The sequence below is a fragment of the Pseudarthrobacter sp. BRE9 genome (assembly GCF_031844305.1).
Classification (GTDB): domain Bacteria; phylum Actinomycetota; class Actinomycetes; order Actinomycetales; family Micrococcaceae; genus Arthrobacter.
Genome location: NZ_JAUZUY010000002.1, coordinates 536893 through 557008, shown reverse-complemented (window position 1 = coordinate 557008; position 20116 = coordinate 536893). Strand labels below are relative to the sequence as shown.

Genomic DNA, 20116 nt, shown 5'->3' with positions numbered 1-20116 from the left:
ACCAGGCAAGCAATCTGGGATGGCTTCATAGACTAGCTGCAGGCATGGAAGGAATCGGAGAAGCCCTTCGACCAGCCGATCCTGCACGCGATCTGGATTGCTGGGAGTTTCATCTCCAACGAGGTCCACCCAAACGATATTGACGTATCCCCCGTCTACGACGAGGGCATAATCAGCGATCTGGTTGGCACCCAAGGCATCAAGAAGGTGAAAACCTTGGTTGGCCATCGCAAGAAACTGGTTGAGAAGTACAAGGTGGAGCCCTTCCCGATCCCTTGGCGTAGCCTTGAAACAACGCTCCTACCGACAACACTGCTTGAACATGAACAGAACTACCTAGCTAAACGAGGTGGGCTGGATGACTGGTGGCAGAGGATTCGGCCACTAGGTCCAAAGGCGGCAGCGCTGGCACCAGAAGTAACGTCAGCGCGTGGATACTTGGAGGTGATGTGGTGAGCGAAAGCGTGCGGAATTACCTTGCACGGCACGTCACTACCGAGAAAGCGGACGAGGTTCATTCGTTTCTTATCGGCGCTGCCCGAGCCTGAGGGCGACGTATTTGAGGTCTTCGAAGAGGCAGAGGACGAAGCGGCCCGTCGCATGCAACCAGATCTTCCGCCGTTCTCATACTTGGTATCAAGCTGTCGGGTGATGCAGTGGCGGACGGTGGCGTCAACCATGAGATTGCTAACGATCTACTAGGGCCAATTGGCGCAGAGATAGAAGCTGCAGCCGACAAACGGTCGGCTGAATCCTAAATGCCACTGGTACGGATCACTCGGGGAAGTCTGGTTCTCCACTACAAGCCAAAGCGACCCTTGGCTTCATCCGAGCCTGGGCAAGTAGAGGTAGAGGTATCTCCCGTTGACCGGGCTGTGCGAGATACCTTTGATCTCCACCACATGCTTGAGCGCGGCGAGTTGCCAGCCGTTATCGCGAGCAGGTTCGGGGAGAACAAGAAGCTTCTCAAGACTGCGCGCAAGCTGACTGTGGCGCTGGATAAGTACGAGCTAGACATGAACGGCAAGTGGCGGTCACCTACAGGTGGTCGCGTGCAGTCGAACCTCACCGAACGTGGCCGCACCTATGCAAAAGGCATCTTTAAGCAGATAGACAAGCCGAAAGAAACGATCGTGACGGGCAGGATCACCGGGCTCGACCTCGACGGCATCATGACTGTCCGGCAGGTGAGCAATCGCGAGCGCAAAGTGCATTTGGAAGATCCAGCTGACATCACCACCCGCGGGTTCCACTTGGGCGAGGAAGTTAGCCTGCGAGTTGAGGTAGTTGAAGCACACGATCAAGTTGGGCTTCACGGTCGGGAACATCTGAAGTAACTCGAGCATGTGCGACAAGCTGTGCTCGACTTCCCGGACGACGAATCCATGTCGACGAAACCCCAAAGTTCAAGAGAACAAGTGGGTTTCGCGCTATCTGGTCTACTCGACGTGGCACCACGGGAACTTTCACGGTGCTGCTCAGTCGAATATATGTTCTAAGATTGGTCCTGTGAACAATCATGATAAGGGCGGGTTCGACCGCATGATGGCTCGGCTGAATGCCGAGTCCAAGCACCCCAAGCCTGATGACGGCAAGATCATGGAGTTTCCAAGCGGTGAGATGCCTCTAGTTCGAGCTGGCGAGATCTACGGTCGCGCAATCCGATACACCCGGACCTACGGACTCATCGAGTGGGTGGATGAACAGCGGAATTATCAGGTGGAGTGGCTTCCTGCTCGACAGATCAAGCGCGTAGACAAGGAGTCGTGGAGCGGCCGGCCACTTTAGATGCCAACAATAAAAGGGAGCTAGTTGCTCCCCTTAGGTAATCTGCTGATGGCAACGGCCACATCGTACGCGTACGAATTGTCCTGGCCGGCCCAAAGACGAATCTTCGCCTCGTCGTCGGTGTCGTATCGGTTCACGCTGAGTAGACCCCGTGGCACGGCGTTGAGCTGATGGAGAACCTGATGGAGAACCTCCCGTTCACGCTCACGTCGACTTTGATCACCGCAGGCAGCCCACTTGTCGGGGCTCAGTCAGCGATGTGAGAAAGCGGGCGTCAGAAGGGCCTTCTGGACCTGTGGGTCACTTACCGTCTCCATCTTCACGCCCATTAGGATCCGAGAAAAGGACTTGACGAACATCCGATGCAGCTACGACATTGGTGCTCTGCAGGTTCTGTATTTCAGTCGCGGCGTTCACGGGCATCATGTCTACGTAAAAACTAGTTCCCCCGCCACCGACCCGCCGTATCCGAAACAAACTTCAGGCGTACCCGTAAGCGGCCCCGTCGAACGTGTAGTTCGGACAGTACTCGCGAGATCGAAATCGAACCTTTCGGGTGCATGGGCCGTTGCCCATTGCGGTAACACCACGAATAAGGCCCAGCTGCTCCCGGATGCGGGCCCTTAGATCAGCCGGTTCGACGGGTCATGATCAGCGGTCAATCCCGAGGCTGTATTTGATGCGATGACTCGGATCGCCTTGCATCGGGACAGCCGCTGCGGCAGCCAGGCCGACCGATTAGCAGCCGTGGCGAGGAGCATGACGGTGGCCAAAACGATGCAGTGCCTGCCGCCCTCATCAAAGGCAGCAATAAACCCGGTATGAAGCCGTCAAGCCGTGAAGGCACGAAGCGTAGCAATTGCGGGGCTCTGCACGTCACCCATTCAACGGGCCCAGGGCAATGATGTCCACCACAGGGGAAGTTGTTCTGAGCGTAACAACGTGGTCGGCGCGGATCTGGAGCCAGTACCGAGCGGGCCAGCCTACGGTGCAAGACTCAAGCATGAGCAGTTTAACTGTTTCCCCGTCCCGGCGAAGCTGCGAAAACCCCACATCCAGATAATCGATGAGGGGAGCGGTGGCGGCCACAACGCGTTGGACTGTCCTGGCGGTCAGATCCAGCAGATACTGGCTGCCCGTAGCAGTGGTCACAAGGTAGCGGCCCGCGTCGTCATTACGTAGCTCTTGCACCATGGTGAGAGTGTAGCTGCGGCCTCAGACACCGTTCCTGGGCTAGCTTAGCTAGCTGTACCGGGGCTGGGTCGCGCGCTAGTTCTGTACGACCCATTCGGCGCGGCTTAGAAAGCCTAACCCGGGATGTCTCCGCAGGCCCTTGATTCCGGCAGGAGACCCGACGATGAGGAGACCGACTGGCAAGCCCCGACTGATATGTAGTTGGTGAGCGCCAATGAGAACCGGCACCGCTGGGGGTAACGGTTGGCGAACGTCCCGAAGGATTAGGAAGCCGCTTTCGCGCAAAAGTGACGGATCAGGGGCTACCTCGCGAGCGACGAGCTCATAGATCGGCCATCCGGCCTCCCCGACCACTCGTTTGGCCGTTGCTATAACTTCCCTGCTAGCAGTGGGGCCGAAACAAGTAGCGATTGTCAGCAAGGAAGGTGTTCCTGGGCCAACGCGCAAGGAATAGGCCAGTTCGTGCGCCCACTCGGCCGCGTCCATGCAGCCTACTTTAGGTGACTAAACGAGCAGAAGCAGGTACCTGCAGGTCCCTGATTTCGAGCGGTTCAATCCGAAGCGGGGCCTTGCCAGGCCAAACGAGGACACCGTTCCCGTTACGGGAGTTTTCCATATCGAGCACATCAACTCTTGTGATCAGGCCATTTGGAAGACTTAGTTGATGGATGCCCCGCTGATGCCAGTGGCCGCAAAACAGATGAGGCACAGCCAGCGCATCGACTACTTCTTTCAGAAGCCCGCGTGTTCTATTCGCCTTCGCAGTTAGTGCCGCGCGGAGTTGAATGTCCCCCTCTACCGGGACGCCTTCAGGTGCATCATGGGTTATCAGGACGTCGACGGGGCCACCGGCGACGAGGGCTTCAGCTTCTTCACGGGTAGGTTCCTCATTGGACCACCAATCCTTCCCCTCGACCCTGTACTCAAAATCGACGCTAAACGCACCGCCCAGACCGCCGATGACGAGACCATCGATGAGGGTTCTGCCGCCCCGCGGTAGTACCCGTATGTTTGATCTGATAGTCGCTAAGCCATCGCCTTCGACGACGAGCTTTTCCAAGGTGTCCCAGTTGTCGTGGTTGCCGCCGGAGACGACGAGCGTCATGTCCAACTCCACGAGGTACTTGTTGAGCTTTCCCTCGTAGCGTCCCCGCTTGGCGCCAGGCCAGTCCAATCCGAAGTCTCCGACATGTATAGCCGTGCGAACGCCCGCGCGGGCTGCTGACCTGATGGCCGTCAAGGCCCATCCGGCGTTTCCGTGCCAGTCGCCGAAGATCGCTATGGGATGAGTATTAGGCACATAGTCAGCATACGCAGCCGATAAGTTTCATGCTCCGAATTTAATACTTCTATTTCTTCTAATACTTCTATTTTACTTACGCACGTGCACAGTTCCCAGGCGCAATATTTCTAATGCTCTTGCAATTCCGTGTGGAAGGCGTAACTTTATTGATGAATCTAAATTTTGGTGCTGCCGGGCCCGTCGAGAGTCCTGGCTCAGTGGATTGCAGCTATGACCTGTATTTCACGCGGGATATGACTAGCCTAACTTCCCTTGGCCTTTGCCGAGCGCATGTTCAATTCGCATGTACAAGACCAAGCTCACGGTCCGCGCCTTTATGTATGAGCAAAATCTAAACACTGCGTCTCCCGCTTATGACGAGAAGGCGAATCAAGAGAACGATCAAAAGGTGCCGACCTTACACAACAATCCGTACGCTGACGTCGTCAACGACACCCCCCATCCTTTGTTAATCACCAAGGGAACGGGCGGGAGACGCAAGTGGTGGTTTCTGAGTGAACCCGCCCGCGACTTGGATCCGGTCACCTTTCAACCGTGCCGAAGGAGCAGCGAGTTTCCGCACAGGCGCAACTATCCCGGGCTATATCCTTTCGGCGAAGATCGCCACATGGTCATGTTCGAGTCACTGACGGAACTCACTTGCCTGATGGAGCTGGATCACGGGGGAGAGGTCGTGCGTGTCGCCGCGCAACCCTTCGGCCTTGTGTTCGGCGACCGGACGATTCACTACCCTGACTTCGCCGCACGGCTCCGCGATGGGACGACCTTGATTGTAGACGTCAAGCCTCTGGAATTTGCAACTCACGACCGGTTCGTCCACGCCGCCGTTCTTACTGAAAAGGCGTGCGCTAGTCAGAATTGGCGATACAGCGTTATGCACGGTTGCCAAGGGTGGCAGAGAGACAACCTCGAATGGATGTGTGCTTTCCGATACGAGGAGTACATTCCGGACCCAGCTCGGGCGGCTAACCTTGCTGACTTCTTGGTGGTACCGCGGACGATGGAGGAAGTGGCATTCCGTCTGGACCCCCGTGAGGGGCTGGGCATTGGCTACGCGCTGCTATCAAACATGATGTTCCACCGCCGCGTCGTGCCGCTCGAGCAGGGCCCCTTATACCCCGGTCTCATGGTTATTGCAGGAGATGGAGAAGGTAAGAAATGAACATTTTTCGTATCGGCGATGTGGTGACGTACCTGAAACGACAGTGGGAAATCACTGAGATCGCCGGAAGTGTCCTAGGCCTTTACGACGCTGGTGCGGACGAAAGATTGAGCGCGTCCATCGGTAGAGTCGCCCAGGAAAACCCGCCCAGCGACCGCCTTAGCCAAGGGATAACAAAACTGAATACGGCCGCATCAGAGCTCAGCCGCAGCGGAAGCGAGATCCTGAAGGACATCGACCTCAGCCTTGCCGACATCGAGGAAGTAGCCCTGGGCAAACCGGCAGGGGCAGAAGGCTACCGGGAAGGATACGGCTTAGGTTCTTCGATTTGGTCCAGAGCTGGTCTCAAAGCTGCCGAGTTAGAGGCACTGGGCGAGCAATTGAAGTCACGGGATCCTCACCTGGCCAAGAAAGTGGCTGTATCTCGTTCAACGTTACTCCGCCGTGCGAAGGCATATTTGCAGGACGGTCCAGCTGGCCTCATTGACGGACGCAAAACTTGCAATCACAGAGTGACCGATGGAATCGCTCCGGAAGTGCTGGAAGTCTGTGGACGTGTCAATAAGGAACTTGTGCGCCGGCCACGGGTGAGTAAAAAGCAGCGCGTTGATATGGTTCGGGCACGCATCGAGAAAATGGAAGAGAGAAACTTCAGCATTCCGGGGGACCTGCGGTTGAAGCAAATTCTGGATGAACTCGCACGTGGGATGTATTTGGATGGCGATGCCGCAAACCGCCGCTCAGCTGCCAACGCCCCGAATTGGATGTATCGCTCGCATCCGGCACTCATGCCCGGATCCCGCATGCAGGTTGATTCCACGCGCCTTGACATAATGCTCATCTTTCCGGACGGCTCAGTTCAAAGACCCGATCTGTCCATGATGAGTGACCAAGCAACCCGAACAGTAAGCGCCTTCGCGTTGGCAAAGGATATATGCGGAGCGGATCTTGCCTTCATGATCGCCCAGGCGATGACGCCGCGCCCCCGCTACGACTTGCCAGAGGAGTTAAAGAACCGGTGGGAAACGGAGCGCCGGGACCTGCCCTGGGTCCAGATGTTCGACGCCGAAGAGCGGGACCGATTTGACGGAATGCTCCCGCTGATCCGACCCCGGTTCATCATGACCGATAACGGGCGCGACTATCGTTCCAATGTCGTGGACGCGACGTGTCGGCAGTTAGGCATCACCCTCGTCAGGGCAGCGCCGTATTCCCCCACGGATAAGGGAATCGCCGAGCGCCTGTTCGGGACACTGAAAACCATGTTTCTGGCGCATTTGCCGGGGTTCACTGGGGGCTCGATCTCAAGCGGGGGTGACAAGAAACCGAACAGGAAAGAGTTGTTGACGCTAGGGGAATTTGCTTGGTTACTGGAAAGGTGGCTTGTCCATTACTGGCAGAACACGCCCACGGATGGGCTGCGCGATCCGCGCCTGGGCGGTGGTGCTCTTTTGAGTCCAAATGCCGAATACCAAGCCATGTTTCCCTACGTCGGATTTATACCCAAACCGCTGAGCCGCAAGGATTACATCGGGCTCCTGCCTGTCGTGACCCGCACAATTCAAAAAGACGGCATCCAGATCGAATACCGAATGTACGACGCTCCGGGGCTGGGCCACCTCCGTCAACGCACCTCGGGTACTGAGCTGAACGGAAAGTGGGAAGTTCACTATATGCCAGCAGATCCAAGGGTTGTCTGGGTCTATGACCCAGCCGTCCAGGACTATATCGCCTGCGAATGGAAAGAGGACCGGTTCGACAAGCCGTTTTCAAAAGAGGTCCGCGATCTCGCACTTCAAATTCTCGATGATGGAGGCGTCGACCCAGCACTCAATGAGGCTTCGACCACAAGGAACTTCCTTGAAGTTGCGCTGCAGGAGCTCAGACGTCAGCGGAAGAAGCAGGCAGCCAGAGACCTCGAACGTAGGATCCAAGACGCACAGCGGGGGAACTTGCCCAACATAGCCAACCTACGTGGTCAGGAGGGTTATCAATCCCCCGTCAATGAACACCTTCAGCAAGAGGATGACGAATACGACGACGACGGCGACGATCTCGAAGGCTTCGAAGGTGTGAACGGGTGGGGTGCATGATGCAGTATCCGCTCCGAGAACGCACCGGACGGGACCTGAAGAATCACAGAGGGTTCATGGAAGAGCTCCAGGACCACGGTACGCCGACTCCTCCTGTTGCCGTCAAAGAATACTTGTCCCTGCCTCTTGTTGAAAGGAAAGCTTTTGACGAGACCCGCCGGAAAATTATCACCCGTGGGGTGGTAGTCAAGAACGATTCGTACCTGAATGTAAGGGCCGTGCTTGTTCGGGTCATGCGTGAACATCAATATGCCAGCGGAGGCGGCCATGGTGTGCTTGTTTCGGCGGAATCATATCTGGGCAAGACCACGGTAGCCCGAATCCTGATGCTCGACCTACTCACGCAACGCTTAGACAATGACCCTGACTGCATTAGGCGAGGTGAAGTACCGGTGGCGTACGTGAACCTTCCGTCGACGGGAACGCCTTTAGGGCTGTACCGCATGATTGCCCAGTTCTATGGGTTACCGATCGGGCAACGAGAGACGGAAGCGCGGTTAGAGGGCATGGTCCAGCAAGCGATCAATACATGCAAAACTGAGCTGCTCGTGATAGACGACGTGCATAATCTCAAGTACGGCGGCGCCCACTCCCGCAAAGTCAGCGCCGCGATCCGAAGACTCGGCGACGACATCGACTGCCCCATACTTCTAGCCGGAATCGAGTTGCAGAAAACCAATCTGCTCGAAGGGCCGGAAGGAGCCCAGATAGCAGCGCGATACCGAGCGGCCGATATGGTCTCCTACGAGGACAAGAATTCGACGGGATGGCAAATGCTTGTCACGCGACTTGTCCGGTCAATGCCCCTGTTTGGAAACAACCAGTGCCGGCTGAAGACCCTAAGTGCCAGTTTGCACGAGCTCACAAATGGTCGAATAGGAGTCCTAAATTCCCTCGTCAGCAGGGTAGCGCTGGACCTTATCGATGCCGGTAACCCGGAGGGCGAAGTGCTCACCCGCGGCATGGCAGAAGCTAAAGCGGCAGAGATCGCTGAGGAAGGTCTCTTCAAAGCAGCTATCCGACATGGAGCTGTCGATGAACTTTGACATGGCTGGCACCTTGCCGCTGGCGATGACGCCGCTTCCTTTTGCCGGGGAAATTGTCGCCAGCTATGCAGCCCGGATCGACGCTGCCACTCGGGCCTACCCGGGCCACCTGTGGCGTATCGCGGTCTCAGCCTACCGGCGACGCGAAAGCCTGCCGGTTCATAGCCGCATCGACCAGGACATTGAAGAGCGCCAAGCCTTGGCGCTCTGCCAGGAGTTCGCCGGAAGCAGGGCCGATCGGCTGCTTCTACTAGGGCAGACCTCAAGAACTGTATGGCATGCCTGTCTGTCGTGCAGTCATGGCGCTATCGTGGCACTGCACCCAGACTATGCTCGACTCGTTTGTCCCCTCCACCAGACGTGGGCTGGACCTACTCTGATCAAGAGCCGTGAACCATTGCCGCCTTGGTCCATCCCACCGCCGGCGGAACCGCACTCCCGGGGCGTGGATGAAGATACCGCCGAAGCAGCTGCGCGAATTCATAACAGCAGCGCATCGGTATCGATCATCAAAGAAGTACTGCGACGAGCGGCGTCGGCAGTCCGAAGTGAAGGGGGCGTCGCTCCGCAGCCGACAGACCTTCCCACTGCCGCCGCAATACTGGAGACAGCTATGGATGGAGAGGTTATTCGGGCTGTCAGTGATCAAAACCAGCCGTACATTGACGTCTACAAGGCAGTCGCGCGCAGGATGGATGAGGCTAAAAATCCTGTCGGAGATGCCGGGACAGACCAAGCGTGGCTCGTGCTTAGATGGACAGCGGCGGCCGCAAGGCACCGTTTCGAAGATGAATGGAACACGGAAGACCCAGGACCCCTCATCGACCCCCTGAAGCCGGAGTCCAGCTCCAATGGCCATCTTCAACCTTTCCACACCTTCTTGGACTGCCTCCGGACACACGACAGAAACGACCAGCAATGGTGGGACGATCGGTACCGGCAAACAGCAGCCATTACCCGCTACCTCTGCCCGGAAGGACACGTAAGTCGAAAGCACCCTCCCAAAAATGCCCTGCACGGTCCATACGAGTCAGCCTGCTCGGCCTGCTCCGGCCGCAAAGTCTTTCCAGGGTACAACTCGCTCGCCGACAAGATGCCGTGGCTCGTCGACGAATGGGACCAGCAATCACAATCCGGCCCAACGCCGTGGACAGTGTCACCGGGAAGCAACAAGCAGGGACACTGGATCTGCCCACAAAACCACCACTACGACGCAACATTCGTTCATCGCGCCCTGAGGGGAACAGGCTGTCCCCACTGTGGATTCGGCAAAGTGCTCGCGGGCACAAACGATCTCGCCACCACACACCCACAATTAGCAAGTTTGTGGGATCCCGAGAGCAGCAATCAAAAGACACCCCGAGAAATTACTGCCGGCAACGCTAAAGACCGTATCCACTGGCGATGCTCTCAAGGGCACCCCTTCACGCGGACACCCCTTCGCCTTGTTGCCTCCGACGGACGTTGTAACGTCTGCAAAGGCCGCACCCTGCTGACCGGCTTCAACGACCTGGCTACAAAGCGGCCGGACGTCGCGGCGCACTGGAACCACGCCCGCAATGGGACGCTCACCCCCGATCAAGTCCTAGCCGGGTCAGAGACGAAGGTCTGGTGGGTTTGCCCCAATGGCCATGAATTCGAACGGCGAATATCAAACCGCTGCAGGTATCCAAAACTGACCTGCCCTATGGAGACAGGAAAGATCTTGCAGCCTGGGGTATCTGACCTCGCCACACGCGAGCCGTTACTAGTCCGCGACTGGGATCACGACCGCAACGGCTTTGCTCCTGCAGAAGTGGTGCCAGGAACAAGGAAATATTGCTGGACTTGCCCAGCTGGCCACACCCAATTTGTCTCAGTAGTCAACAGGCGCAGGGCAGGCGGATGCACGAGCTGCCCGCCTGCCAGCCGAGCAATACCAAACAAGGTGCGGCAGCGCCGCTCCGTCTGGTCCAGATCCTAGGCGGGGCAGGCGCACACCCCCTCTCGGAGGCATAAGGCCGCGTGGGGCCCATATGCTGCCGCCTATTGAATGCCCCCGTATGCCAAGGCAAGCGGGGTCATTCTTTTCAGAGGAAAGAGGCTTGAATTTCCAAGGAGCTGAACATCCCCGTCAACATAGACTTAGTGTTTTGGGCGGCCTGTTCCCGCAGTTTCGACTCCTCCGCGGCAGAGGCCAGCTTGGTTTCGGCAAGTTTAAAGAACTGTGCCTGTTGGGGCGCCTCCATGGCGTCGGCGATCCGATCCAAGACGCCGCGGTCCTGGCTGAATACATAGGACCGCTCGTGGTCTAAGTTGGGCTTGTCCAGCTGTGGCTCGGGTAACCGAACAGTCACCGACTTCCCGTCGGCTGACAGTGTCAGGTCGTTGTCCGCAAAACCGGAGAGGTCGACATAGGCGTCGACCGTGCCGGCGGCAACGAACAGGGTCCGTCGTCCAGTAATGAGGGTTGGAATGCCAGGGATGTTGTCCTCGACGTCCAGCACTGTTTCAAAGTTACCCACGGCGGCATGATACTGGCTGATGTCTTTGATCGACTTCAGCAACGCGGGCTGACTCCGGTCGGTCCGTTGCGACTGAAAGGGGTTGAACCCTGCCATATTCGATGCGCCCACTACGGCTAATCCCAAGATGATGGCGCCGACCAGCACCATCATGATGCGCTTGATCACTGGATGTGCGTCCTTTGCGGCGTCCCTGCGTTCGCCGCCGAAAGTCGTGCACGATCCAGTCCTCGAAGGATCAGCTCACCAGCAATTCCGAGGCCGAGCAGCGTCAGGAGGGTGCCGTTCCGGGCGGAGCTGGCGGCGATATAGGTGTTCTGCGTGGCTGTGATAGCAGCAATATCGTTGGCGTACCAACCGTTGACCACCGTCTGCTGCGGGGCTCCCTTTGTTTCCCCGTTATTGACATCGTTCTTGACGCTTGCAGCAGCGAGGTCGGACTTCCACTTGGAGGGGCTTCCGGCGTCGACGGCAGCAGGCCCGGTGCCGACCCAGGTTAAGATGAACAATAATCCGAGGACTGCGCCCAAGATGACACGGGTCAGCTGGATTGGCCCTGCGGACGCTGCAAATTTCCTAATCCGGCCTTCACGTTTGCCGACCTTCACTAGGGGAGCGCTCTCCGGGGCCGGAGGAACGGCGGGCTTGTTGTAGCTCGTAGGCGGGTCGTAAGACGACATAGTTTTCCCATTTTCTTGATTTGTTGCTTGCTGCCTCGTGGCAGAAGTTCTTGATGCTAAAGGCGGGCGTCAGCGAAGCGCGGAGCCATGGATTCCATCTGCTCCATGACGAGCTTGATGGCCTCCGGCTGCTTGTCCGGCGGGTACCCAAACCGCACTAGGAGTCGTTTGATGGACGAGCGCAGCTTGGCGCGGACGTCGTCGCGCACGGTCCAGTCAGTGCGGACGTCGCGACGCATGACAGCGACCAGTTCCCGCGCGATGTCGGCCAGGACGCCTTCGCCCTGGACCTCTACGGCTGACTCGTTCTGCGCCACGGCGTCGTAGAACGCGAGTTCGTCAGAGTTCAGCGGGGGAGTGAACTGCTCTCCACGTTTCCCTTCCGCGGCGACTTCCCGCGCCAACTCCACGAGCTCAGCGATAACCTCAGCCGATGTCAGCTGCTGGTTTGTGTACTTCCTCATTAGCTCGGTGATCCGTTCGGAAAAGGCCCGTTGCCGGATCACGTTGTTCCGTGTGGAAGAGGCAGACGCATCGGCAATCAGTTTTCGCAGCGCTTCGATGGCCAGCTGTGGGTTCCGTGCCTTCTGCGTCTTGGCGATGAACTCGGGCGTCAGGTCATCCAGCGACGGTTTCGGCATTCCCGCTGCATCATAAATGTCCAGCACTTCACCTGAGGATGTCGCGGAAGCAATGAGGTTTCCCAGCAGCCGCTGGATCTCCTCCGGCACTGGTTGGCCGCTTGCCTGTCGGTCGGCGGCGTCGTACTTCGCCATCCAAACCCGGATTTCCTCATACACCTGGATCTCGGGACGCAGCTCGGCCAGAGTGTCCGAGCCGGAGCACAGTGCCCACGCCCGCGACAGCTGACCGGAAAACTTGCGGTACTTCGAGGCCAAGGATTCGTCACCGTCACCCGGCTGATTACCGGACGTGGCGGGGTTCCTCAGGTAGCTAACAGCTCCGGTGACTGCGTTAAGGAAGGCTTTCGGCCCTCCCTTCAGAAGGACCGATTTCCAGTCGTGGCCAGCCAATAGGGAGCGCAAAGTGTCCACCAAGGTGACCGTTAGTCCCACAGCCTCGTCGATGTTCTTGCCCACCGGCTTGTTCGACTGGTCAGACTGCGTGTACTCGCTCAACGCCTTCGAGAGGTTCTCGGCCAGGGGCGCGTACGCCACAAGCAGCCCGTCCTCCTTGCCCCGGAACGTGCGGTTGACCCGGGCCAGAGTCTGCATTAGCAGGGCGCCCTTGAGCGGCCGGTCCAGGTACAGGGTGTGCAGTGGGGGAGAGTCGTAGCCGGTGAGCATCATGTCCTTGACGATGACGAGCTCCAGTTCGTCGTTGACGTCCTTGAGCCGCTCCTTCACCTGCGCATTCAGCGAATCGCGGCGCACATGCAACGACACCGGCGGAACGTCAGTCGCGTCGCCCGAGTAGACCACCTTGATCTTGCCCTTCGACAGGTCGTCCGAATGCCAGTCCGGCCGCAGTGCCACGATGGCCGAGTAGAGGTTTGCGCAAATCTCCCGCGTCCCGCCCACGATCATCGCCTTGCCCGGCGCCTCAATGAACTTGAGCATCCGGTCGCGCCGGTTCTCCCAGTGCGCCACCAGGTCCTCGGCCAGAGCAGCGATGCGTTGCGGCGCCCCGTAGACAGCGTTGACGACGGCGACACTCGCTTCAATCCGGGCACGCTCCGTATCGTCGAGGCCCAGCGTCAGTTCATCTGCTGACTTGTCGAGATCCTCCTCCGTGACGCCCTCGGAAAGTCCCACCTTGATCAGCCGCGGCTCGAAGTAGACCGGCACGGTGGCGCCGTCCTCAACTGCCCGGGACAGGTCGTAGATGTCGATGTAATCGCCGAAGACTTCCTGCGTATTCCGGTCATCAAAAGATATGGGGGTGCCGGTGAAGGCGATGAGCGTGGCGTGGGGAAGTGCGTCCCTCAGGTGGCGGGCGTAGCCGTCCAGGTCGTCGTAATGCGAGCGGTGTGCCTCATCCACGACCACAATGATGTTGCGACGGTCGGACAGCAGAGGGTGGTCAGCGCCGGCTTCCTTTTCGGACTTGCTGCGGCCGAACTTCTGGAGCGTCGTGAAGTAGATGCCGCCAGTGGTACGGTTGCTCAGCTCGTCACGAAGTTCCGACCGCTTCTTGATCTGCTTGGGCGACTCAGCGAGGAGTAGGCTGCGGTCGAAGCCTTCGAACAGCTGGCCGTCCAGTTCATTCCGGTCGGTGATGACCACGACAGTGGGGTTCTTCAGCTTCGGCTGGCGCGCCACCATGTTGGCATACAACTCCATTTCCATGGACTTGCCAGACCCTTGGGTATGCCACACCACGCCAGCCTTGCCGTTGCTTTCCACTGCCTGAATGGTGCTGGCCACCGCCTTGGTCACGGCGTAGTACTGGTGCGGCTTGGCAATCCGCTTGGCCAGTCCGCCCGAGCCTTGGTCGAAGGCCGTGAAATTGCGGAGCAGCTGCAGGAACCGTTCCTGGTTGTAGAGGCCGTCCAGCGCGGTGTCGAGGGCGGTGACGGCGTCCCCATCCACCATGTAGCCCGGGGGGACCGGGACGCCGTCGTCATCGACATTCCAAGGTGAGAAGTGGTTGAAGGGGGTGAACGGTGTTCCGTACTTTGCCTGGATGCCGTCGCTGGCGAGCGTGAAAACACAGAAGCGGAACGCCATGGGGAATTCGCGGAGGTAGGTCTGCAGCTGGGCGTGGGCGCCGGGAAGGTCGGCGTGGGCGCTGCCGGCCTTCTTCAGTTCAATAATGCTTATGGGCATGCCGTTGCAGTAAAGAACGATGTCGAAGCGCCGTTTGTAGTCGCCCTGGACCAGCGTGACCTGGTTGACGGCGAGCCAGTCGTTTTGGTCCGGTGCCTGGCTCAGCAGTCGGATGGTCGGGTTGGCTTCGTTGCCGTCGGAGTCGATATAGCTCAGCCGGTAGCCGTCGACGAGGCAGTTGTGGATGCGGTGGTTTTCGGCCATCGGATCGTTTGACTTGGGTGAAGCGACTTCCGCCAAGGCCTGCTGCAGGTACTGGGCGGGGACGACCGGATTAAGGCGCTGGAGGGCGGCAAGCAGTCGCGGCCGGATCAGCAGCTCCGACCACGACTCTCGTTCCCCTGTACCAGGCGCAATGGACTGGCCCTCCAACGGCTTCCAATCCAGCTCGCCAAGCCGCTCCTTCGCGGCGCCTTCCCAGTCGGCTTCCGAGAAGGCTACTGCTGGTGATGTCACGGTGATTCCCCCAAAATCGATTTGTTGCTCAGCTTACTCAGGCTTCTGCCCTGTCCCCGGTACCCGCCGCAACTGCGCTGAGCGTTTACACCCCGGCGTTCTCCAAAACTTTCTCCGCGTCCTTGACCCGGAGCTTGCCGGACATGAGCTGGGGGAGGAGGGTGTCACGAGTAGCAGCGAGGGTCTGGTTTTCGCTCAGGAGCGCGCTCTCCATCTCCGACATCGACGCGATTCGCTCCCCGAGTTCAGCCTGCCGGCTCCTCTCGGGGAGCCTTATACGGAGCTTGCCGAGTTCAGTTCGTGATAGCTCTGTCTGCCCGGTGCTTCCTTCGCCCATCTCTTCGATGGTTGTCTGTGAAGCCAGGAGAGCCATGCCCGCGCAGACGGGATCAGCTTTCGCTGGATCGAACCGGACAATAGTGATGTGGGAGTCAACAGTAGCGTTGTCACTGTTGGTCCAGCGTGCTACCCGGCCGAGGGTTCCCTGGCCTGTGGAGTTCACAAGTACATCATCCATCTTCAGCATCTTGTTCCTGCCGACCTTCGATGCAATTGTTCGCCGAGCCGGATCTAGGTTGACGCGCTGATCGCGGATGCACTTTTGATTGAGCACCACGACAGTGTCCTCAGCCTCCGAGTATTTTGGTGCAACGCCTCGACTAAGGAGCTCGGTAACTTCGGAAAGCGCTACCTCGTGGTCCGCGGCGCGCATTGAAGCCGCGAACAGGGCCTGCGCCAAATCTGCGGACGTCTTAGCAAGTTTGGTGTTGGCGGCGATCTTGTCGTCGAGGGCGCCCAGCACCTCTGCGATCCCTCTTTGTTGACGGATGGGAGGGAGGGAGATGGGAAGCTGCCGAAATGATGTTTTGTTGAACTTTGGCTGCGCACTGCCGCTGATGATACCGGCGATTAGCGACTGACCGACAGGACCCGCGAGGTAGTAATACAGATAGGTCTTGTCCACCTGGTCCAGGTCTCGAGGGCGGCAGACAATCGAGTTTGGTCCCAACGTCGTTGGCATGCCCAGGTTAGGTACGCGGAACACGGTTCCGGCGTTCGCACCAACGTTAGCGACTACCACATCGCCCTCGCTCAGGCGGCTCTTACGCAGATACTCGTAGGAAGACCTATCAACATAACTGAATGGGCCGGTCCATCCGGCATTGTGATCGACGAGGCGAACTAATACCGCGTATCCCTTGGCTGAAGACGTGAAAACGTTGAGCCGTAGCGATTCGAAACTGCCATTTGCCACGTAGTCCGATACTTCGACAGCGTCTCCAAGTTTCTGGTCCAGGACGAGATTGTTCACAGCACCCGCCCCAGCTGCTCGCGCACGATAGCCGCAAGCCGCTCGGACTCCTCGAACTGCTCAAACAGCTCCTTTGAAAGCCGCGCGATCTTTTCCTCGATCGGCTCGCCGTCGGCCTCAACCTCAGCGGCACCAACGTACCGTCCGGGCGTCAGCGCGTAGTCCGCTGCCTTGACCTCCGCAAGGCTGGCCGAGTAGCAGAAGCCCGGCTCGTCGTCGTACGTCAGCCCTGCCTCAATTGCCGAAGCGGTGCCGCGCCAGGCGTGGTAGGTGTTGGCGATCTTGGCGATGTCGTCGTCGGACAGGGCGCGCTCGGCGCGGTCCACCATGTAGCCCAGGTTCCGGGCGTCGATGAAGAGCACCTGCCCGGTCCGGTCCACGGAGCCCTGGGGGCCGGCGGTCTTGTCCTTCGCGAAGAACCAGGTGCATACCGGGATGCCGGTGCTGCGGAACAGTTGGGTGGGCAGCGCCACCATGCAGGATACGAGGTCTGCTTCCACCAGCTGGGCGCGGATCTCGCCCTCGCCGCCTGAATTGGAAGACATGGAGCCGTTGGCCATGACCACACCTGCGCTGCCGCCGGGCGCCAGCTTGGAGATGATGTGCTGGATCCAGGCGTAGTTGGCGTTGCCGGCCGGCGGGACGCCGTACTTCCAGCGCGGGTCCGACTCCGAGCGGGCCCAATCCTTGATGTTGAATGGCGGGTTGGCCATTATGAAGTCCGCGCCGTTGTTCCCGGTCAGCTCTGGGTGCTGGTCGCGGGCGAATGTGTCGCCCCAGCGGGAAGCCAGGTTTGCGTTGAGGCCGTGGATGGCCAGGTTCATCTTGGCCATTCGCCAGGTGCGCTCGTTGAGCTCCTGGCCGTAGACGGAGATGTCCGAGCCCTCCAGGTGGTGGGCGGCCAGGAACTTCTCCGCCTGGACGAACATGCCGCCCGAGCCGCAGCATGGGTCGTAGACGCGCCCGCGGTGCGGCTCAAGTACTTCCACGAGTACCCGGACCACGCCGGCGGGCGTGTAGAACTCGCCGCCGCGCTTGCCCTCCGCCTTGGCGAACTTCTCCAGGAAGTATTCGTAAACCTCGCCGAGCAGGTCGCGGGCCTTGCTGGCGCCCTGGCCGGTGAACCGTGCCGAGTTGAAGAGGTCCAGCAGCTCGCCGAGGCGGCGCTGGTCCACGTTGTCCCGGTTGTAGATCTTGGGCAGCGTGGCGGCCAGGCTCTTGTTGTCCTGCATGATGAGCTCCATCGCCTCATCAATCAGCAGCCCGATGGACTTCGGCGCGGCACCGTCCACCGCATCCAGGCCCTTGGCGTTCTCCGCCAGGTACGTCCAGCGTGCGCGGGGTGCTACCCAGAACACGCCTCGTCCGGTGTATTCGTCCACGTCGTCGATCAGCTGGGAGATCTGCTCCTCGTTGAGCCCTTCAGCTTCCAGCTCGGCCTGGATCTGTTCGCGCCGTTCCTCGAACGCGTCCGATACGTACTTCAGGAACACCAGCCCCAGGATCACGTCCTTGTACTGTGAGGCATCCATCGAGCCGCGGAGCTTGTCCGCCGCCTTCCAGAGAGTGTCCTTAAGTTCCTTCATGGTGGACGGGGCGAGGTCCACCTTCACTTTCGGGGGCATTATGCAGTTCCTTTTTCTGGTACGGCGTGGGTAATAGGGTCTGTCAGGGTGAGGCTTCCGCCCGCTACGCCGTCCGTAATCAGGGTAGCGAGTTCTTCGAGTTGTTTGAGTCGTTCCTGGGCCAGAGCCTGCTCGTGTTGCAGGCGGTGCAGGGCCTCGGTGAGCGGCTGGCGTTGGGCTTCGCCTGTGCGGCGCAGCAGCCAGCCCCGCCAGGACTTGTCTGCCGGGTTGAGGTTGTTAACGTCGCTGGCGACGACGGCGGGCAGGAGGCCGCCCGGGTCGCCCTGGTCAATCCTCAGGATCCGCGCGGGAAAGACGACGACGGCGCCGCCCTCTGGGTCGACCCTCGCGGCGGGCCGCGGGCTGGTGCAGAAGACGACGTCACCCGGCTCGGTGAGCCGTCCCGCGGGGTAGTTGGCGGCGAAGTCCAGCAGGGTGATGAAGCGCGGCTGGGTGTTCTGGGGATCCATGAGTTCCTCGCGGCCCAGGATCCTGCTTCCCGCCGTCTTGTTAATGTGCTGGTCCTCGACCCGGATGCCCTTGACGTATTTGAGGTATCCGGAGCCCGTAAGTTCTGTGACGGAGACGGGAGCGGGGGAGGAAGGGTTGGCGGCAGGCTGAACACCAAGAAGCGTGGTGTCACCACTTCCCCCTGTGGACAGGGCCCTGACGAGTTCGTCGGCACGCAGTGCCGCCTCTGCGCCGGGCGCCGCCGTTGACGTAGCCTTGGCCGGCAGGTCTACCAGGGCACCGGTTCGCGCAAGCAGAAGCCGGGTCTGCACCAACCGGGCGAACCGGAAGGAGTGGGCGCGGATGGTGCCCCGGTCGCCCATGGAGGCGACGACGTCGCTGATCAGGTCCTGACTCACGTCGAGGGTGAGTGGGGTGGTGCTGAGATCCGCCACCATGGTCCACCGCTCGGCGATGGGCACGTCGGCAAAAGACGGCCCCAACACCCACAGCGCCTGCGGCTCGCGTGGCTTTGCCCGAAGGAGCCCAGACGTGAGCCGGATGATGGCCCGCGCCCGGCCGGACCGGAGCAGGTCGGCACGGACGTTGCCGGCCACGCCCGACAGTGCATCACAAAGCACCCGGGCGGGAGCAATAATGACGGCCCTCTGGGAGTCGTCCATCTGCAGCACGATGTTCTCGATGCCGGACAGGATGCCTTCGGTGTCCAGACCGGGTTCACCGGGCGCGGGATATTGCGCAACATGGACTGCAGGACCGGTGACGGCGAAGGCGCCTTTGCTATCAACCTTGACGGGCCCACTGTCCGCACCATGCACTGCCAGGCGCCGGCGGGCCAAACGTGAGGCGCCGCCGTCGTGATCCGCTGCCAAAAAGGTGGCGGACTCTGACGCGCCGAACTGCTGCGCGATGCTGAGCATGACGTCGCTTCCGCCTGGTGTGGCGTCCACAAAGACTGGCCGGCTATCCAGCGTGACCGCGAGCTCTATGGCTGCCGCGCTGATGAGGTTGAGGGCTGGGGCTGTAAGTGCGGTATTCGCATGCTCCCTCAGGCCCTCCTTGAAGCGGTGGGTCAGCAGTTTCTCAAACGCCGCCGGAGCGCTGTAGGCGCTGTTCGCCAGCCTGTCCGCAAAGCTGGCCAGCCCGGTAAGAGCGGGGCCGAGAGCCTCCAGCTCGGAGTAGAGGAACAGGTCATCAGAGTCGGCCTCATCGGCCGCATCCAGGAGACCGGATGCACTCCGGTGGCCCAGCACCTCTCCGGTGATGACTTTCAGGGCGAGCAGGGCTGTGAGGCCGTCGAAGGTCTTGCGGCCGTCCTGCAATGGCCCGGCGTGATCCGCAGGTTTCGCGTATACCGCGACGTCGTCCTTTGCCTCAGGATTGTTGCCCCGGCCGGTTGCTTGCAGCCATGCGGTCACTTGGTCGGCGTCGAAAAGTTCGACGCCGTTTACAGTTTCCACCGGCGCGGGGAACGGGAGTGAACTCGCGCTGCTGCGCTTCCGCCACATGGAGACGACGGGACGCTGAACCTGCGAGACGGATGCCACGTCCGTCAGTGTCATGCGCAGTGAGTGCGCTGCTGTGACCATTGCCGTCCCCCTTCGTTGAATGTTCCCACAGCGTAACCTGATGCCCTGACATCGCCAGACTCTTGCTGATAACCCCCGTTATCAGCTAGTCAGCGTCTGAATTT

At 59.7% G+C, this 20116-nt stretch carries 15 protein-coding genes; 7 read left to right on the top strand and 8 right to left on the bottom strand.

The genetic code is table 11. The annotated features are described in order from the left end of the window. Positions 1-36: 36 nt before the first annotated feature. From Q9R31_RS20140 to Q9R31_RS07450, 3 genes are all read left to right on the top strand, one after another. Positions 37-456 (top strand): DUF6932 family protein, encoded by a 420-nt coding sequence (locus tag Q9R31_RS20140; RefSeq protein WP_397428220.1) that lies wholly within the window; start codon positions 37-39, stop codon positions 454-456. 446 nt (positions 457-902) lie between these two features. Next, the gene (locus tag Q9R31_RS07455) at positions 903-1337 is read left to right on the top strand and encodes a hypothetical protein (protein ID WP_311262082.1); all 435 of its coding nucleotides are present in this window, start codon (positions 903-905) and stop codon (positions 1335-1337) included. Positions 1338-1509: 172 nt separating this feature from the next. Beyond that, on the top strand, positions 1510-1788 hold the full coding sequence (locus Q9R31_RS07450) for a hypothetical protein (RefSeq protein WP_311262081.1): 279 nt from the start codon (positions 1510-1512) through the stop codon (positions 1786-1788). An 876-nt stretch (positions 1789-2664) separates the two neighbouring features. On the opposite strand, the gene Q9R31_RS07445 is transcribed toward Q9R31_RS07450, so the two are convergent. Both Q9R31_RS07445 and Q9R31_RS07440 read right to left on the bottom strand, forming a co-directional pair. After that, positions 2665-2982: a hypothetical protein gene (locus Q9R31_RS07445; protein WP_311262080.1), complete on the bottom strand. Its 318-nt coding sequence runs from the start codon at positions 2980-2982 to the stop codon at positions 2665-2667. A gap of 496 nt (positions 2983-3478) precedes the next feature. Beyond that, positions 3479-4282: a metallophosphoesterase gene (locus tag Q9R31_RS07440; protein ID WP_311262079.1), complete on the bottom strand. Its 804-nt coding sequence runs from the start codon at positions 4280-4282 to the stop codon at positions 3479-3481. Positions 4283-4568: 286 nt separating this feature from the next. Between Q9R31_RS07440 and Q9R31_RS07435 the strand changes: the two genes are divergently transcribed. Genes Q9R31_RS07435 through Q9R31_RS20135 form a run of 4 tightly spaced genes read left to right on the top strand, consistent with a single transcriptional unit; the run spans position 4569 to position 10549 of the window. After that, on the top strand, positions 4569-5447 hold the full coding sequence (locus tag Q9R31_RS07435; RefSeq protein WP_311262078.1) for a hypothetical protein: 879 nt from the start codon (positions 4569-4571) through the stop codon (positions 5445-5447). Beyond that, positions 5444-7540 carry a Mu transposase C-terminal domain-containing protein gene (locus Q9R31_RS07430; protein ID WP_311262077.1) on the top strand — a complete coding sequence of 699 codons (2097 nt, stop codon included), beginning with the start codon at positions 5444-5446 and terminating at the stop codon, positions 7538-7540. Before Q9R31_RS07435 ends, Q9R31_RS07430 begins: the two co-directional genes overlap by 4 nt. A 56-nt stretch (positions 7541-7596) precedes the next feature. Continuing rightward, entirely contained in the window at positions 7597-8586 is a 990-nt protein-coding gene (locus tag Q9R31_RS07425; RefSeq protein WP_311262076.1) for a TniB family NTP-binding protein, read from the top strand. Further along, positions 8564-10549 (top strand): zinc-ribbon domain-containing protein, encoded by a 1986-nt coding sequence (locus Q9R31_RS20135; protein ID WP_397428215.1) that lies wholly within the window; start codon positions 8564-8566, stop codon positions 10547-10549. Before Q9R31_RS07425 ends, Q9R31_RS20135 begins: the two co-directional genes overlap by 23 nt. Positions 10550-10655: 106 nt before the next feature. Here the strand turns inward: Q9R31_RS20135 and Q9R31_RS07420 are convergent, their stop codons facing one another. From Q9R31_RS07420 to Q9R31_RS07395, 6 genes are all read right to left on the bottom strand, one after another. Next, a complete protein-coding gene (locus Q9R31_RS07420) occupies positions 10656-11258 on the bottom strand; it encodes a DUF4230 domain-containing protein (protein WP_311262075.1) in 603 nt (200 codons plus the stop codon). Further along, entirely contained in the window at positions 11255-11770 is a 516-nt protein-coding gene (locus tag Q9R31_RS07415) for a hypothetical protein (RefSeq protein ID WP_311262074.1), read from the bottom strand. Before Q9R31_RS07415 ends, Q9R31_RS07420 begins: the two co-directional genes overlap by 4 nt. 56 nt (positions 11771-11826) lie before the next feature. Further along, positions 11827-15015: a type I restriction endonuclease subunit R gene (locus tag Q9R31_RS07410; RefSeq protein WP_311262073.1), complete on the bottom strand. Its 3189-nt coding sequence runs from the start codon at positions 15013-15015 to the stop codon at positions 11827-11829. 85 nt (positions 15016-15100) lie between these two features. Further along, positions 15101-16327, bottom strand: coding sequence for a restriction endonuclease subunit S (locus Q9R31_RS07405; RefSeq protein WP_236819677.1), 1227 nt, complete (start codon positions 16325-16327; stop codon positions 15101-15103). Next, positions 16324-17952 (bottom strand): class I SAM-dependent DNA methyltransferase, encoded by a 1629-nt coding sequence (locus tag Q9R31_RS07400; protein WP_236819669.1) that lies wholly within the window; start codon positions 17950-17952, stop codon positions 16324-16326. The genes Q9R31_RS07405 and Q9R31_RS07400 overlap by 4 nt, the downstream gene beginning before the upstream one ends. Then, the gene (locus Q9R31_RS07395) at positions 17952-20012 is read right to left on the bottom strand and encodes a hypothetical protein (protein WP_236819667.1); all 2061 of its coding nucleotides are present in this window, start codon (positions 20010-20012) and stop codon (positions 17952-17954) included. Before Q9R31_RS07395 ends, Q9R31_RS07400 begins: the two co-directional genes overlap by 1 nt. Positions 20013-20116 lie beyond the last annotated feature (104 nt).